Annotated in this window: 12 protein-coding genes; 3 read left to right on the top strand and 9 right to left on the bottom strand. The window is 68.4% G+C overall.

The window, feature by feature from the left end; all coding sequences use genetic code 11:
• Nucleotides 1-58 precede the first annotated feature (58 nt).
• Nucleotides 59-931, bottom strand: coding sequence for a LysR family transcriptional regulator (locus tag A3M1_RS0104510; protein WP_018387770.1), 873 nt, complete (start codon nucleotides 929-931; stop codon nucleotides 59-61).
• 101 nt (nucleotides 932-1,032) lie between these two features.
• Here A3M1_RS0104510 and A3M1_RS0104515 point away from each other — a divergent pair, with 101 nt between their 5' ends.
• From A3M1_RS0104515 to A3M1_RS25760, 3 genes are all read left to right on the top strand, one after another.
• On the top strand, nucleotides 1,033-2,382 hold the full coding sequence (locus A3M1_RS0104515; RefSeq protein WP_018387771.1) for an aspartate aminotransferase family protein: 1,350 nt from the start codon (nucleotides 1,033-1,035) through the stop codon (nucleotides 2,380-2,382).
• A gap of 156 nt (nucleotides 2,383-2,538) precedes the next feature.
• Complete coding sequence (locus tag A3M1_RS0104520; RefSeq protein WP_018387772.1) at nucleotides 2,539-4,371, top strand: aminopeptidase P family protein; 1,833 nt, start codon at nucleotides 2,539-2,541, stop codon at nucleotides 4,369-4,371.
• Nucleotides 4,372-4,477: 106 nt separating this feature from the next.
• On the top strand, nucleotides 4,478-4,630 hold the full coding sequence (locus A3M1_RS25760; protein ID WP_018387773.1) for a DUF3309 domain-containing protein: 153 nt from the start codon (nucleotides 4,478-4,480) through the stop codon (nucleotides 4,628-4,630).
• A 71-nt stretch (nucleotides 4,631-4,701) separates the two neighbouring features.
• Here the strand turns inward: A3M1_RS25760 and A3M1_RS0104530 are convergent, their stop codons facing one another.
• From A3M1_RS0104530 to ftsZ, 8 genes are all read right to left on the bottom strand, one after another.
• The gene (locus tag A3M1_RS0104530; RefSeq protein ID WP_018387774.1) at nucleotides 4,702-5,259 is read right to left on the bottom strand and encodes a cysteine hydrolase family protein; all 558 of its coding nucleotides are present in this window, start codon (nucleotides 5,257-5,259) and stop codon (nucleotides 4,702-4,704) included.
• A 29-nt stretch (nucleotides 5,260-5,288) separates the two neighbouring features.
• Nucleotides 5,289-7,511: an NAD-dependent DNA ligase LigA gene (ligA, locus tag A3M1_RS0104535; RefSeq protein WP_018387775.1), complete on the bottom strand. Its 2,223-nt coding sequence runs from the start codon at nucleotides 7,509-7,511 to the stop codon at nucleotides 5,289-5,291.
• A gap of 65 nt (nucleotides 7,512-7,576) precedes the next feature.
• Nucleotides 7,577-9,109, bottom strand: coding sequence for a glycosyltransferase family 39 protein (locus A3M1_RS0104540; RefSeq protein WP_018387776.1), 1,533 nt, complete (start codon nucleotides 9,107-9,109; stop codon nucleotides 7,577-7,579).
• A complete protein-coding gene (locus A3M1_RS0104545) occupies nucleotides 9,106-10,260 on the bottom strand; it encodes a glycosyltransferase family 2 protein (RefSeq protein WP_018964199.1) in 1,155 nt (384 codons plus the stop codon). Before A3M1_RS0104545 ends, A3M1_RS0104540 begins: the two co-directional genes overlap by 4 nt.
• 105 nt (nucleotides 10,261-10,365) lie before the next feature.
• Complete coding sequence (gene recN, locus A3M1_RS0104550) at nucleotides 10,366-12,039, bottom strand: DNA repair protein RecN (RefSeq protein WP_018387778.1); 1,674 nt, start codon at nucleotides 12,037-12,039, stop codon at nucleotides 10,366-10,368.
• 192 nt (nucleotides 12,040-12,231) lie between these two features.
• The gene (locus tag A3M1_RS0104555; RefSeq protein ID WP_018387779.1) at nucleotides 12,232-13,050 is read right to left on the bottom strand and encodes an outer membrane protein assembly factor BamD; all 819 of its coding nucleotides are present in this window, start codon (nucleotides 13,048-13,050) and stop codon (nucleotides 12,232-12,234) included.
• A gap of 405 nt (nucleotides 13,051-13,455) precedes the next feature.
• Nucleotides 13,456-14,394, bottom strand: coding sequence for a UDP-3-O-acyl-N-acetylglucosamine deacetylase (lpxC, locus tag A3M1_RS0104560; RefSeq protein WP_018387780.1), 939 nt, complete (start codon nucleotides 14,392-14,394; stop codon nucleotides 13,456-13,458).
• A 306-nt stretch (nucleotides 14,395-14,700) separates the two neighbouring features.
• Nucleotides 14,701-16,416, bottom strand: a complete 1,716-nt coding sequence (gene ftsZ, locus A3M1_RS0104565) for a cell division protein FtsZ (RefSeq protein WP_018387781.1) — start codon at nucleotides 16,414-16,416, stop codon at nucleotides 14,701-14,703.
• Nucleotides 16,417-16,452 lie beyond the last annotated feature (36 nt).

Below are 16,452 nucleotides of genomic sequence, written 5' to 3' on the forward strand. Positions count from 1 at the left end.
GGAACAAAATGGCATCGGCATGCCCGTTTGGCGAGGGCGCGGCGCACGAGCGGGAATTTCAGCCCGCGCGATAGCGCAGCGCCGGCAGCGCGGCCCCTATATGCGCGCCCAGCGCCCGCGCCGCCAGCGAGGGGCTGGGATCGGCATAGTCCAGCGCGATGCCGATGCTGGGAAGCGCCGGCATGCCCTGCGAAACGATGTGCAGGTCCGGCGGCACCGCCATCCGGGTCAGCACGCTGATCGCCTGGCCGGAGCGGGCGATGGCGATCAGGCCGGTGAGGCTGTTGCTGGCGAAGGCCACGCGGTAGCGTCGGCCGATCGCCTCCATCGCCGCGCAGGCGGCGCGGTAATCCAGCGTCAGCGGCGCCGACAGCGCCAGCGGCAGGCTTGGGTGGGCGAGCACCGACGGCGCGGGGGAATCGCCGACCCAGACGAAGTCCGCCTGCCGGATCACCTCGCTCCCCGCGGGGTCGGGAACCGAGACCAGCGCCATCTCGATCTGCCGCCGATGCAGCAGCGGGCGCAGTTCCAGCGTCGGCGCACACACCATGCGCAATTCGACATCGGGGTGGAGGGCGCAGAAGCCGCGCAGAAGCTCCGGCAGGAAGGCGGCCGAGTAATCCTCCGGGCAGCCGAAGCTCACAGAGCCGCGCAGCCCTGTCCCCACCATGTCGGCGAGGATCTCGTCATGGCGGGCGAGCAGGGCGTCGGCATGTACCAGCAGTTTCTCGCCCGCCGTGGTGAGGCGGACGCCCGAGCCGCTGCGGTGCAGGAGCGGCTGGCCGAGGGCACTTTCCAGCCGGTGCATCTGCATGCTCAGCGCCGATTGGGTGCGGCCGATCTGCAGGCAGGCGCCGCTGATCGACCCCGTGCGCGCCACCACGGTGAAGCTGCGGAGCAAGGCGAGGTCGAGGTCTGGGATGAGGGTCATCCAGGTATCAATTTTATCGATATCAGAATGAAACAATATCAGTTTGCTTGCGCAGGCAAGGCTCGATAGCTGTTTCTCCATGGCCAATCGAGGGTGATCCGATGTCGTTGAACGCCGAGCCGCTGAGTGCCGAGCCGCAGAACGCCGTATCGCTGAACGCCGATCCCGCCTTCTGGGCAGCCGCCGACACTCACCTCACCCGCTACGGGCCGAGCTTCGAATCCATCATCGTCGAGCGGGCGGAGGGCAGCTTCGTCTATGATGCCGACGGGCGTGGCATTCTCGACTTCACCTCCGGCCAGATGAGCGCCGTGCTCGGCCACACCCACCCCGACATCGTGGCAACCGTCGAACGGCAAATGCGCCGCGTCGCCCATCTGTTCTCCGGCATGCTCTCGCGCCCCGTGGTCGAACTCGCCTCGCGCCTCGCCACGCTGGCGCCGGGGCTGGAGCGGGTGCAACTGCTCTCCACCGGGGCGGAATCGAACGAAGCCGCCATCCGCATGGCCAAGCTCGTCACCGGCGGGCACGAAATCGTCGCCTTCGCCCAGAGCTGGCACGGCATGACCGGCGCGGCGGCAGCCGCCACCTATAGCGCCGGCCGCCGAGGCTATGGGCCGGTTTCGCCCGGCTCCTTCGTCATTCCGGCGCCGAACTCCTACCGCCCGCGCTTCACCCATCTGGACGGCTCCAATGACTGGCAGACCGAGCTGGACGACGCGTTTTCCCTGATCGACCGCCAGTCCACCGGGGCGCTGGCCGCCTTCATCGCCGAGCCGATCCTGTCGAGCGGCGGCATTCTCGAACTGCCGCCGGGCTACCTCCGGGCGCTGAAGCGCAAATGCGAGGAGCGCGGCATGCTGCTCATCCTCGACGAGGCGCAGACCGGCATCGCCCGCACCGGCGACATGTTCGCCTTCCAGCGCGACGGCGTGACGCCGGACATCATGACACTGTCAAAGACGCTCGGCGCCGGCTTGCCGCTCGCCGCCGTCATGACCGCTCCTGACATCGAGGAAAAGGCCTTCGAGAAGGGCTTCCTGTTCTACACCACCCATGTCTCGGACCCGCTGCCGGCCGCCGTCGGCGTAACCGTGCTGGACGTGGTCGAGCGCGACGGGCTGGTGCAGCAGGCGATCGCGCGCGGGCAGCGGCTCAAGGACGGCCTCCTCTCGCTGCAGCAGCGCCATGAGTGCGTGGGCGATGTGCGGGGGCGCGGCCTGCTGCTCGGGCTGGAAACCGTGCTCGACCGGAGCACCAAGGAGCCCGGCTTCGAGCTTGGCGCCCGCGTGATGGAAGAGGCCATGACGCGCGGCCTCAGCATGAACATCGTCAAGCTGCCGGGCATGGGCGGCGTGTTCCGCATCGCCCCGGCACTGACCGTGTCGGAAGCCGAGATCGACCGCGGACTGGAGATCATCTCCGACTCCATCACTGCCGCCACACGCTGAGGGGGGCGCTGGCAGCGGCCCTTGCAGGCGCAGCCGGCGGACCGATACCGGACCCAGCGTAAGGCCGTGGGGCTGTTTAACGGCGCTGGCATCGGCGGGCCGGGCATGGTCTGATCACGCGGAATCCCACCCGTGCAGCACGCTCCAAGGCCCCCGATGTTTGAAGCCAAGTTCCAGACTTTCGCCGACTCCGCCGCCCCTGCGCTGGGCTCCGCCCGGCTGAAGCTGCTGCGGGAGGAGTTGGAGCGGCGCGGGCTGGACGGCTTCCTCATTCCCCGCGCCGATGCGCACCAGAACGAATATGTGCCGCCCTGCGACGAGCGGCTCGCTTGGCTCACCGGCTTCACCGGCTCGGCCGGCGTCGCGCTGGTGCTGCGCGACGAGGCGGCGATCATCGTCGACGGGCGCTACACGCTGCAGGCCGCCGCCCAGGTCGACACCGCCTCCTTCACCGTGGTTCCGCTGGCCGAGACTGCGCCCGACCGCTGGCTGGCGAAGTACCTGCCGGCCGGTGCGCATTTCGGCTACGACCCGTGGCTGACCACGGTGGAGAGCGAGCAGAAGCTGCGCCGTGCCGCCACCGCCGCCGGCGGCGTGCTGGTGGCCGTGGACGGCAACCCGCTCGACGCTGTGTGGCATGACCGCCCGGCGCCCCCGCTCGCCCCCGTCACTCTGCGCGACCCGGCTCTGGCCGGCGAAAGCGCGCCCGACAAGATCGCCCGCGTGCAGGCGGCGCTTGGGGAGCAGAAGCTCGATGCGCTGGTTGTCTCCGATCCGCATTCGGTCGCCTGGGTCTTCAACATTCGCGGCGGCGATGTGAACTTCACCCCGCTGCCGCTCGCCTGGGCGCTTATTCCGCGCACCGGCCGACCGACCCTGTTCGTCGACGGGCGCAAGCTCTCCAACGCCGTGCGCGACGCCCTCGGCCAGTTTACCGAAATCGCCGAGCCGGTGCTGCTGGAGCGGGCGGTGGAAATGGCGGCCGCCGGCGGCGCCACCATCCGGCTCGACCAGGCGACCGCCCCTTGCCTGCTGGCGGCGCGGATCGAGGCGGCTGGCGGCAAGGCCTCAAACGGGGTGAGCCCGGTGGCGCTGATGCAGGCGGCGAAAAACGCGGCTGAGCTTTCCGGCATGCGCGCCGCGCACCGGCGCGACGGGGCTGCGCTCGCCCGCTTCCTCGCCTGGTTCGACTCGGAAGCACCCAAAGGCGCACTGACCGAGATCGACGCGGTCTGTGCGCTGGAGAGCTTCCGCCGCGACACCGGCGCCTTGAGGGATATTTCCTTCCCCAGCATTTCGGGCGCCGGGCCCAATGGCGCCATCGTGCATTACCGCGTCAGCGAGGCGACCAACCGGCCAATCTGTGCCGATGAGCTGTTCCTCATCGATTCAGGTGCGCAGTATGAGGACGGCACCACCGACGTTACCCGCACGCTCATCGTCGGCACCGCGACCGCGGAGATGCGCGACCGCTTCACCCGGGTGCTGAAGGGGCATATCGCCATTGCCCGCGCCGTGTTCCCGCTCGGCACGTCGGGCTCACAGCTCGACAGCTTCGCCCGCCAGCATCTGTGGGCGGCGGGGCTCGACTTCGACCACGGCACCGGCCATGGCGTCGGGGCCTATCTCTCGGTGCATGAGGGCCCGGCGCGCATCTCCAAGCTCGGCACGGTGGCGCTGGCGCGCGGCATGGTGCTCTCGAACGAGCCCGGCTACTACAAGACCGGCGCCTATGGCATCCGGCTGGAGAATCTGGAGATCGTGGTCGACGGTCCGGTCATTCCCGGGGCGGAGCGGACGCTGCTCGCCTTTGAGACGCTCACCCTCGCCCCCTTCGACCGGCGCGGCATCGAAATGGCGCTGCTCACACACGATGAGGTCGCCTGGCTCGACGCCTATCATGCGCGCGTGCGCGCCGAGATCGGCCCGCTGGTGGATGAGGCGACCCGCACCTGGCTGGAGGCCGCCACCGCGCCGCTGGCGGTCTGACGGCCCGTTTCAGCGCCCGACAGGACAAGAATGGTTCAATGGAACCATCGCCTCGCAACGACGTTATCCCAGCGACCAATGTAACGGGACGGCTGGAGACTCGGCGATGACGACTATTCTGATTGTAATTCTGATCCTGATCCTTGTCGGCGCCCTGCCGAGTTGGGGTTACAGCCGCAATTGGGGCTATGGCCCGAGCGGCCTCGTCACCATTCTGCTGGTGATCCTGATCGTGATGATGCTTACCGGCCGCCTCTGACCGTCGCGCGCCGAACCGGAAAAGCCGCCGCGTCTCCCCCCGCGGCGGCTTTTTCATGTGGTGTGATCGGCTCAGGCGCGAAGCGCTGCCGCGGCGTCCTTCGCCGTGACCACGGCCGCCCCGGCGAATTCCAGCGCCGCCATCATCGCCGCCTGAACGGACGGCGCGGGCACATCAGTGCCGCCGAAGGACAGCGGCAGGGTAGCTGTCGCGTCATGGGCGAGCGTCACTTCATAGCCGAGATCGAGCGCCGCCCGGCTCGCCGCGTCCACGCACATGTGGCTCATCGCCCCCACGATCACCAGTCGTGTGATGCCGCGCCCGCGCAGCAGCGCGTCGAGATCGGTGTTCAGGAAGGCATTTACCGCTTCCTTGACCACGACCGCCTCCCCCTCCAACGGCGCAAGGCTGGGATGTATCTCCGCCCCCTGCGTGCCGCGCGCGAAGAACGGGGCGTCCTCTCCCACCATTTCATGACGCACATGCACCACGTTCGTGCCCTGCTCACGGGCGAGCGCGAGCAGTTCACCCGCCTTCACGGCGGCCACCTCAGTGCCGTCCAGCGGATAGCGGCCACCGGGGAAATAGTCGTTCTGCAAGTCGATGATCAGCAGGGCCGTCGTGGTCATGTGCTTTCCCTCTCGCGGTCTCGCCGCCTTCAGCCAGCCACCAGCGCCAGCCACTCGTCTTCGGTCAGAACAGCTACGCCGAGATCGCGCGCTTTGGCGAGCTTGGAACCCGCATCGGCCCCGGCGACGACATAATCGGTCTTCTTCGACACCGAGCCCGCCACCTTGGCGCCCAGCCGCTCGGCCATGGCCTTGGCTTCGTCGCGGGTCATCTTCTCCAGCGCGCCGGTAAACACCACCGTCTTGCCGGATACCGCGCCAGCGCTAGCGATCGCCTCCATCGGCTCAGGCGTCACCTCGCGCAGCAGCGCCTCCACGGCGGCCTGGTTGTTCGGCTCGCCGAAGAAATCGACCACCGCCTCCGCCACGACCGCGCCGATACCTTCGATGCCCACGAGTTCGGCCCAGGCCTCATTGCCCTTGGGATGCGCCTCGCCCGGCGGCAGCGCCGCCAGCGCGGTCTCGCGCAGCGCCTCGATGGTGGGGAAATGGCGCAGCAGTCGCTTCGCGTTGGTCTCGCCGACATGACGGATGCCGAGCGCGTAGAGGAAGCGGTTCACCGGCACCTGACGGCGCGACGCGATCGCCGCGAACAGATTTTTGGCCGACGTTTCCCCCCAGCCATCGCGTTTCTTCAGCCTTGTGAGCGCGCCGGGCGCGGAATCGCGCGCCTCCAGCGTGAAGATGTCGGCCGGCTGCTTCACCAGCCCGGCCTCAAAGAAGGCCTGCACCTGCTTCTCACCCAACCCCTCGATATCGAAGGCGTCGCGCGAGACGAAATGGCGGATGCGCTCCACCGCCTGCGCCGGGCAGATCAGCCCGCCAGTGCAGCGGCGCACCACCTCGCCCTCCTCGCGCACCGCATGCGAGCCGCAGGCGGGGCAGAGCGTGGGAAACTCATACCTTTTTGCCTCGGCCGGCCGGCGGTCCAGCTCCACGCTGACCACCTGCGGGATCACGTCGCCGGCGCGCTGGATCACCACCCAGTCGCCCTCGCGGATGTCCACCCCGCCCCGGATCGGCTCGCCATTGCCACCGATGCCGCGAATATAATCCTCATTGTGCAACGAGGCGTTGGAGACCACCACGCCGCCCACCGTCACCGGGGTGAGCTTGGCGACCGGAGTCAGCGCGCCGGTGCGCCCGACCTGGATTTCGATGCGCTCCAGCCGGGTGATCGCCCGCTGCGCGGGGAATTTATGCGCCAGCGCCCAGCGCGGCGAGCGCGAGACAAAGCCGAGTCGTGCCTGCAAAGCGAGGCTGTCGACCTTGTAGACGACACCGTCAATGTCGTAGCCCAGCGTCGCCCGTTGCTCGCCAATCATCCGGTAGTGCGCCAGCAGTTCCGCCGCCGAAGGGCAGCGCACGGTCAGCGGGTTGGTCGGCAGGCCCCAGCGCGCGAACGCCTCGATCACGCCGAATTGGGTGTCGGCGGGAAGCCCGCCTTCGCTCACCTCGCCCCAGGCATAGGCGAAGAAGCGCAGCGGCCGGCTGGCGGTGATCTTCGGGTCGAGCTGGCGCAGGCTGCCCGCCGCTGCGTTGCGCGGATTGGCGAAGACCGGCTTGCCCGCCTCCTGCTGGCGTTCATTGATGGCCGCAAAGGCGTCGTGGCCCATATAGACCTCGCCCCGCACCTCGAACACGGCGGGGACATCATCACCCTTCAGCCGCTGCGGGATCTCGCCGATGGTGCGGACATTGGCGGTCACGTCCTCGCCCTCGAAGCCGTCGCCGCGCGTCGCCGCCTGCGTGAACACGCCGTTCTCATAGCGCAGGGAGCAGGACAGACCGTCGATCTTCGGCTCGGCGGTGAAGGTGAGGCCTGCATCCGTGGCAAGGCCGAGGAAGCGGCGCACCCGTGCGACGAACTCCTCCACCTCCTCGTCGGCGAAGGCATTGCCGAGCGAGAGCATGGGCACGGCGTGGCGCACCTTGGCGAATTTGGCGGCGGGCGCCGCGCCCACTTTTTCCGAGAGACTGTCCATGCCGCGCAGCTCGGGAAACTGCGCCTCGATCGCCTCATAGCGCCGGCGCAGCGCGTCGTACTCGGCATCGGAGACGGTGGGCGCGTCATCCTGGTAGTAGCGCCGGTCATGGCCGGCGATCTCCTCGCCCAGCCGCGCATGCGCGCGAGCCGCCTCATCGGCGGTCAGCGCCGTCACATCCACCGGCCCGGCATCATAGGGCCGCTCGTCGCCCGGCGTGGCGGAGGAAGGCGTCAGGGATCGCGACATGGCATTCACCGCAGGCATGGGCGGGGGCACCGCCGGGGCCCTCTCCCTTTTCCAGAAATCGCCGACCGCCTCAAGTCTCCCGATCAGGGCACGGGCGGCGCAGGCGCGTCAGGTGCGGGCGTTTCCACCGGGTCGAGGCGGAACAGCCGCACCGGCGGCATCGTCACATCGCGGAAACGCCGCGACACTTCGCCGAGGTCCTCCCGCCCGCCAAAGGCGCCGGTGATGTCGTTGAAGGAGCGGAAGGTGGACAGCACGAGCAGCAGCGGCCCCGGCAGCGAGAGCACCTCCGGCTCGTCCATGAAGGCGTAACGCTGGCGCTCGTCGAATTGCTGCACGGTGACGCCGGGTAGTTCCCGCTTCAGCATAGAGGTCATCTGGTAGTCATTGGTGAGGATCGCGCTGGCGCCGATGGCGCGCCGCTTTGCGTCGATCTCGGCGGCGAATTCCGGCCAGCCGCGCGTCATCCGCAGCACCGCATCCTTATTTCCCGCCAGCGTCGTGGGCACGAACAGCGCGTGAATCCCCAAAGCCAGTATCAGGCCGAACGCCAGCGGCAGCGTCGCCCGCGCCAGCCCCGGCAGGTTTCGCCCGGCCCAGCCGCTGCCCGCGGGGGCCAGCATGCCCGCCGCCGCCGCGATGGCCACGAGCGGGTAGAGGAAGCCGACCCAATTGCCCTCGACCCGCGAGCGCAGCGCATGTACAGCGAAATAGGCCAGCGGCACAAAGAGCAGGATCATCACTAGCGCCCGCCCGCCGCCTGGCCGGAAGGCGGCCGCCGCGCGGCGCGGCAGCAGGCCAAGGACGGCGAACAGGAAGATGAGCGGTGTCGCCAGCCCGATCTGCGAGCCGACGAATTCCGGCAGGAAGCCGGGGCGGAACGGCGCCTGCGCCGTCACCCGGCCGCCCTGCTTGGTCAGCGTCGCCCAGTCATGAGCGGCGTTCCAGGCGATGTTCGGCAGAAACACCAGCAGCGCGAGCAGCGCCGCAAGCCAGGGCCAGGGAGTCAGCAGCTGTCGCCGCAACGGCGCCAGCGCGAGCACCGCCAGTGAAAAGGCGCCGGCCAGCATCGCACCGGAGTATTTCGATTGCGCCGCCAGCCCGGTCGCCAGCCCCATGGCGAGCCACCAGAGTGGACGGGGCGCGCGCACCAACCGCGCGGCACACCAGACCATGGCTGCGCAGAACAGCGCCAGCGGCGCGTCGGGCGTCGCCAGCGTCATGCCGAGAAAGCCGAAGATCGTCGCATTGAACAGCACCGCCGCCAGCGCCCCGGCGCGGCGATCCTCCAGCAGATCCTCCGCCGCCCGCCAGACGAACCAACTCGCCGGCAGCGCGGCCAACACGCTGAACAGCCGCACCCCGAGCGGGGTGTCGCCCAGCAGCATCTGCCCGGCGCGGATGAAGAACGCGATCATCGGCGGATGATCGACATAGCCGGCCGAGAGCCCCTGTGCCCACAGCGCATAATAGGCCTCATCAGGCACCAGCGGCACAAAGGCGGCGAGCACCAGCCGCCAGACCAGCATCAGGCCGATCAGCGCCAGCGCGCCGCGCGTGGCGATATCGCCGGCCGAGGACGAGGCCGGCGCCGGACCGGCGGAAAGCGTGCTCATGCCGCGTCCTTCCACACCAGTGCCCGGCTCATGGCGTAGTTCCACACCGCGCCGATGCAGGCACCGGCGATGCCGGCAAGCCACCATTGCGCGGTCTGGTAGAAGGCCCATTCGGCGGCGCCGACATTGGCGGCCGCCCCGAGCCCGCAAATCGCATAGAACGCCAGCAGCCCGCGCAGGAAGGCCCAGCCGGACAGCCGGCGGTCGCGATAGGTGAGCAGGTTGTTCAGCACATAATTGAAGGTCATCGCCGTTAGCGTGGCGATGGTCTGCGCCACCAGGAAGCTGAGCGCGAAGCCGAGGCCGAGGCGCAGCGCCGCGAGATGAACGACAAGCCCGGCCGCGCCCACGGTGGCGAAGGAAAGAAAGCGCAGCGAGACGAGGCCGCCGGACGCCTTGGAGACGATCAGGCCGAGAAAATCCATCAGCACCCGGTTGTCGAGCTTGCTGTCGCCGCTCTGCCGCACGCCGAAGCTGTAGGTCAGCTCCTTCACCTTCAGCCGCCCCCGCGCGGAGGCGAGAATGTCGAGCAGGATCTTGAACCCCTGTGTCGACAGCTTCGGCGCCAGTTCCTCGACCGTTTCCCGCCGCAGCATGAAGAAGCCGCTCATCGGGTCGGAGGACGTGACCTTCAGCACGCGCTGGGCGAGCGTGGTGGCGAGCCGGCTGCCCCGGCCGCGCCAGGCGCTGAAGCCTTCCGCGTCGCCGCCCGGAGCGTAGCGCGTAGCCACCACCACATCGGCACCCGTTCCCATCGCTTCCAGCATCTGCGGCAGCAGGCTCTCATCATGTTGGAGATCCGCGTCCATCACGGCGACGACCGGCGCCTGCGCCGCCAGCATGCCCTCGATGCACGCCCCCGCCAGCCCCCGCCGCCCGACGCGGCGAATGCAGCGAATGCGCGGGTCGCGCCGGCCGATGCCGCGCAGCGCGTCCGCCGTGCCGTCGGGGGAATTGTCGTCGACGAAGATCGCCTCCCAGGCGATGCCGGCCAGCACATGCGCCAGCCGCGCCACCAGCGGCTCCAGATTGCCGCGCTCGTTGAAAGTGGGGATGACCACTGTCAGGTCGGGAGCTACGGCCGGGCCCGGGTTTGCGCCGATGAAGACCGGCGCGGCAGGGGCGGGCGCGGGGGGAAGCGAGGACGTCATGAGCAGCCGGCGGAGAGAGGAACGGAGCGTGCGGACGTCGAATAGGACAGCACGGCGCGGAAGTCGACGGGCTCGCGCGGCCGCGAGCACCGGCCGGGCATAGCATCAATCGGCTATGGCACCTTTCAGCAGCCTGTCGGCAGCCGCCCGTGCCTCGGATGTCACTTCAGCGCCGGAGAGCATGCGGGCGATCTCCTCGCGCCGGTGATCGGGCGCCAGCGGCGCCACGCGCGTCGCCACCCGGTCGAGATCGGCCATGGCCTCCTTGGCGATTCGGAAGTGATTCCCCGCCCGCGCCGCCACTTGCGGGGCGTGCGTTACCGCCACCACCTGCACACGGGACGAGAGCCGGGCCAGCCGGGCGCCGATGGCATCGGCCACCGCCCCGCCAACCCCGGTGTCGATTTCATCGAAGACGAGCGTCGGCGCGGACCCCTTGTCGGCCAGCACCACCTTCAGCGCCAGCAGGAAGCGCGCCAGCTCGCCGCCGGACGCCACCTTCATCATCGGGCCGGGACGGGTGCCGGGATTGGTCTGGACCCAGAACTCGATCCGGTCATAGCCGTCCACCTGCGCCGCTTCGTCCATCTGGCAGTCGGTGAGGAAGCGCGCCCTCTCCAGCTTCAGCGGCGGCAGTTCAGCGTTCACCGCCGCGTCCAGCGCCACCGCGGCGGCCCGGCGCTTCAGCGACAGGTCGCGCGCGGCCTGACGATAGGCCGCCTCCATGGCATCAGCGCGGGCTTCTAGCCCCCTCAGCGTCTCCGCGCCATGGTCGAGCGCGTCGATCTGGTCGGCGAAGCGCGCCGCGACATTGGCAAGGTCATCCACCGTGCAGGCATATTTCCGCCCGGCCGCGCGCAGGGCGAACAGCCGCTCCTCGATGCGCTCCAACTCGTTCGGGTCGAAATCAGCCTCGCGCAGTGCGGCGTCGAGATGGGTGCGGGCGAGGTCCAGTGCGTTCAGCGCTGCGTCGATCGCCTCGACCGCCGGCCGCACCAACGCCTCCACCTCGCCGGCCCGGCGTTCCAGCCGGCGCACGGCGGCGGCAAGGCCGGGAATGGGCGAATTATTGCCGCCGACGGCGTCCTGCGCATCGGCGAGATCGGTCGCGATCTTCTCGAAGCGCATCATCTCAGTGCGGCGCGTGGCGAGCCGTTCTTCCTCACCCGGCTCGGGACCTAGGGCAGTCAACTCTTCCACCGCGTGGCGGATGAAATCCGCCTCCTTGGCCGCCTCGTCGAGCCGCGCCTTTTCCTGCGCCGCCTCGGTACGTGCCACGCGCCAGCCGCGCGCCCGGGCGGCCACTTCCTCGGCGAGTTCCACCAGCCCGCCATAGGCGTCGAGCAGGGCGCGGTGCGAGGCGGGGTCGACCAGTGCCCGATCGTCATGCTGACCGTGGATTTCCACCAGCCGCCGGCCGAGACCGCGTAGCATCTGCGCGCTCACCGACTGGTCGTTGACGAAGGCCCTCGTGCGGCCGTCGGCGTGCTGCACCCGCCGCAGCACCAGCGCGCCATCATCGTCGATGCCCGCTTCCGCGAGCATTCCGCGCACCGGATGGTCGGCGGCGAGGTCGAACTCGGCCGTCACCTGCCCTTGCGTCGTGCCCTGGCGCACCAGCGACCCGTCGCCTCGCCCGCCAAGGGCGAGGGTGAAGGCATCGAGCAGGATCGACTTGCCCGCGCCGGTCTCGCCGGTCAGGACGGTGAGGCCAGCATGGAAGGAGAGGTCGAGCCGCTCGATGAGCACGATATCCCTGATCGACAGGGCGATCAGCATGCGTGACGCTCCAGAACGTTTACCCGCAGGACAAGGGGGCGCGCCCTTCTAGCATGCCGCGGCAGGGCGCGCATTCGTGTTCTTGCTATGTTCTCACAGGTCGCGACGCGGCGAAAGGGGCGCTTTTCCTGCTGCGGCAACGCGCCCGAAAATAACCGCTCGATCATCCGCCCCGAAGGCCCTTGTCAGGCCTCAGCCGAGAGTGAAGCCCTTGAAGGCCTTGGCGATCCAGGACTGCTCGTTCATCTTCGGATCGACGCCGCGCGACTGAACCAGCTTGTAGGCGTCCTGGTACCAGGAACTGTCGGGGAAATTATAGCCGAGCACCGCCGCCGAGGTCTGCGCCTCACTCATCACCCCCAGCGCCATATACGCTTCGGTGAGGCGGTAGAGCGCCTCCTCGACATGGCGGGTGGTCTGATAGCGCGTGACCACCACCTTGAACCGGTTGATGGCGCCGGCATAATTGCGCTGTTCGAGATAATAGCGCCCGATCATCATCTCCTTGCCGGCCAGCTGGTCGCGGGCGACTTCGAGCTTCTTCTTGGCGCTGACGGCGTATTCGGTGTTGGGGAATTTGCGAATCACTTCCTCAAGCGAATCCATCGCGCGCTGGGTGCGCTGCTGGTCGCGGGAGATGTCCGGAATCTGGTCAAAATAGGAGGCCGCGATCAGGTACTGTGCATAGGCGGCATCTTCCGAGCCCGGATGCAGCGCGAGGTAGCGCCGCCCCGCGGCGATGCACTCGTCATAGGAGCCCTGGGTGTAATTGGCATAGGCGATCATCAGCAGCGCCTTGCGCGCCCAATCCGAGTAGGGGTGCTGGCGGTCGACATCCTCGAAGCGGGTGATCGCCTGGGCATATTCACCCTTCTGCATGAGGGTCAGGCCCTCATTGTAGCGCTGCTCGGCCGGGACGTCGGGGTAGACCGTCTCTTCCTTGCTGGTGTCGAACAGGCTGGCGCAGCCACCGAGCGAGGCGCCGGCCAGGACAAGGCCCAGCAGGCGCACGGCGACGACACCCGAGCACGCTGTGCCGGCGCGGCGGATGGCAGGGGTCCCCTGTGCGGGAACAGTCTGGCCGAGACAGAGAAGACGCATCACAAGTTGGATCCCGATCTGGTCGCTGCTTCGACGCCAAGTGCGTGGTCAGGCGCTAAGGCGGCTTTCCGACCGGATTATGGCGCCTTGGGATGCCAAGAGCAAAGAGGTGCCACCGGCCACCATTTCATGCCACCTGTTGCGCGCCGGACGCGGTCTAGGTGGCGGGCGGAAAGAACGGGCCCGGGCGGGTCGCGCCAAGGCGGCGAGGAGACGGAACAGCCAAACGTCGCCCGCAGCCGACAAACCCCAATGGGAAAGAAGCCAACCCAGCGGCCTGTACCGATGCTAGGCCAAGGCGCAGCGAAGGGAGACTCAAAGCTCCGGCGCGTAGGCCGGGACGGCGACCGCGATCAGGCCGGCATTGCTGCTGACGGTGCGGCGGGCCGGGATACGGGCTTCGACGATCTCATAGGCGGAGCGGTCGGACAGAAGCGCGTCGACGACGGCGAAATTCAGCTTGTGGCCGCCACGGTAGGAACGGTAGCGGGCCAGCAGCGGCAGACCGCCAATGGCAAGGTCGCCAATGGCATCCAGGGCCTTGTGGCGCACGAACTCGTCGGCATAGCGCAGGCCGGTGGTGTTGATCACGCCTTCGTCGCCGAGACAGATGGTATTGTCGAGCGAGGCGCCGAGCGCATAGCCCGCCTGCCACAGGCGCTCGACATCGCTGACGAAGCCGAAGGTGCGGGCGGCGGCGAGCTCCTTGCGGAACACCTCCGGCGACATGGTGGCGGCGAAGCGCTGACGACCGATGGCGGCATGGTCGAAATCGATCTCGACTTCGAGCCGGAAGCCCATGTCATAGGGCACGAGCTCGCCGAAGCCGGTTTCGGTCTCGACGCGAATCGGCTTGAGCACGCGCAGATAGCGGCGAGCATGGCCGGTCTCGACAATGCCGGCCTCATCCACGGCCGCCACAAAATCGCCGGCGCTGCCATCGAGAATCGGCACTTCCGGCCCGTCGATCTCGACCCGGGCATTGTCGACGCCAAGGCCAGCAAAGCAGGCCAGCAGATGCTCAACGGTGGAAACGGCCGGGCCGCTCGAATCACGCAGCACGGTGGCGAGGTCACTGCCGCGCACCGCGCCCCGGCAGGCGCGCACGGACTGATTGGTGTCTTTGCGGAAGAAAACGATGCCGCTGTCGGCTTCGGCGGGCGAGAGGTGCATCTGCGCCATCTTGCCGGAATGGACGCCGACGCCGGAAAGCGTCACGTCATCGCCAAGGGTGGTCTGCCGTACAGCGTTCATTCGACCCAAAAAGCGGCAACGCCAAGCGCCCCGCTCTCCCCAATCCCCAAAACCAACACAGTGCGCCGCCCTTTAGAGCGCGGAACCGAATCCGCTACGGCCGCTTATCGTTGGCTGGCAAGATAACGGCGCCGAGAGTCCGCGCCAAATCACGCTTGCTTACCGTCTGTTACCGTTTCTACGCTGACGCAAAAACCTGAAAATTCATTTAATTCCAAATAGCTACGCCCGGACCTCACGATCCGGGCGCTGCACTGCGTCACACCTTTTGTAACAGGCGGCACGCGCCCGCCTGTCATGCCCGCCTCAGCCCTGACGACGCAGGAAGGCGGGAATGTCGAGATGGTCGTCCTCGGCCGGACGCGCGGCACGCGGATCGGCGGGGCGAGCCGCCGGGCGCTTGGCGTATTCGGAAGCCTCGGGGCGCATCTCGGCGAGCGGCCGGGCCTCGGGCTGGGCCGGGGCGCGGCGCACCACCGGACGCATGTCCGCCGGCGGCTCCACCTCGTCCTCCTCCTGGCTGCGGCCGAGGCCGACATTGGCCAGGCGCTGCAGCAGCGTCATGCGCTTCTTCTCGGCGTGATGGTGATCGGTCATCTCACCGCGCGCCGCGCGGATCTGGTTCTGTGCCGGCATGGGCAGCTCGTCGACGCGCGGCATGCGCGGGGCGGGACGCTCGGCCTGCGGCGGAATGAAGGGCTCGATCGCGTGTTCTTCATAGGCCGCCTCATTGTAGGGGGCAGGCTCCGGCTCGGCATAGAGCGGCTGCTTGGGCGCCATCTGGCGGATCGTCACCTCGTCGATCGCGGCGGAAGCCTGCGAATAGGCGGGCTGGGAATAGGACGGCTCGCCATAGGGGTGGTCGTTGACCGGCGCGGCAGCGAAGCTCGGCTCGTGATGCGGGGCGCCGAAATCTTCCGCGTCGAGCGCCGAGGCGACCGAGCGCAGAGCGGCGTCGCGGCGCGCTTCCACGGCGGCGCGACCGGCGTTCGAGACGCGGCGCCCGCCAAGGTCGGGAAGGTTGTTGAGGGCGTGCGGGATCTGCTCGGGAATCACCGCCGGGTCGATACCGGTGGCGACGACCGACACGCGGATCAGGCCTTCCAGCGTCTCGTCGAAGGTGGCGCCGAGGATGATGTTGGCGTCGGGATCGACTTCCTCGCGAATACGGGTCGCCGCCTCGTCCACCTCGAACAGGGTCAGGTCCTTGCCGCCAGTGATCGAGATCAGCAGGCCGCGCGCGCCGCGCATCGACACTTCGTCGAGCAGCGGGTTGGCGATCGCCGCTTCGGCCGCGTGGCGGGCACGCTGCTCGCCGGAGGCCTCGCCGGTGCCCATCATCGCCTTGCCCATCTCACGCATCACGGCGCGGACGTCAGCGAAGTCGAGATTGATCAGGCCTTCCTTCACCATCAGGTCGGTGATGCAGGCGACGCCCGAATAGAGCACCTGGTCCGCCATGGCGAAAGCGTCGGCGAAGGTGGTGCGCTCGTTGGCAACCCGGAACAAATTCTGGTTCGGGATGACGATAAGGGTATCGACGCCCTTCTGCAGCTCGTTGATGCCCATCTCGCCGATACGCATCCGGCGCTGGCCCTCGAAGTGGAAGGGCTTGGTCACGACGCCGACGGTGAGGATGCCGAGCTCGCGGGCCGCGCGAGCAATGACGGGGGCCGCGCCGGTGCCGGTGCCGCCGCCCATGCCAGCGGTAATGAAGACCATGTGCGCGCCGGCCAGGTGATCGCGGATCTCGTCGAGCGCTTCCTCGGCAGCGGCGCGGCCGACTTCCGGCTGCGAACCGGCGCCGAGACCCTCGGTGACGGCGACGCCCATCTGCACGATGCGCTCGGCCTTGGAGAGGGTGAGCGCCTGCGCGTCGGTGTTGGCGACCACGAAGTCGACCCCCGTCAGGCCGGCCGTGATCATGTTGTTGACGGCGTTGCCACCGGCGCCGCCGACACCGAACACGGTGATGCGGGGACGCAGTTCGCGGATGTCCGGTACCTGGAGGTTGATGGTCATTTTTAGTGTCCCCTAACGCCGGCGGGCGCGCGGCCC

The sequence above is a fragment of the Ancylobacter sp. FA202 genome, from assembly GCF_000380205.1.
Classification (GTDB): domain Bacteria; phylum Pseudomonadota; class Alphaproteobacteria; order Rhizobiales; family Xanthobacteraceae; genus Ancylobacter.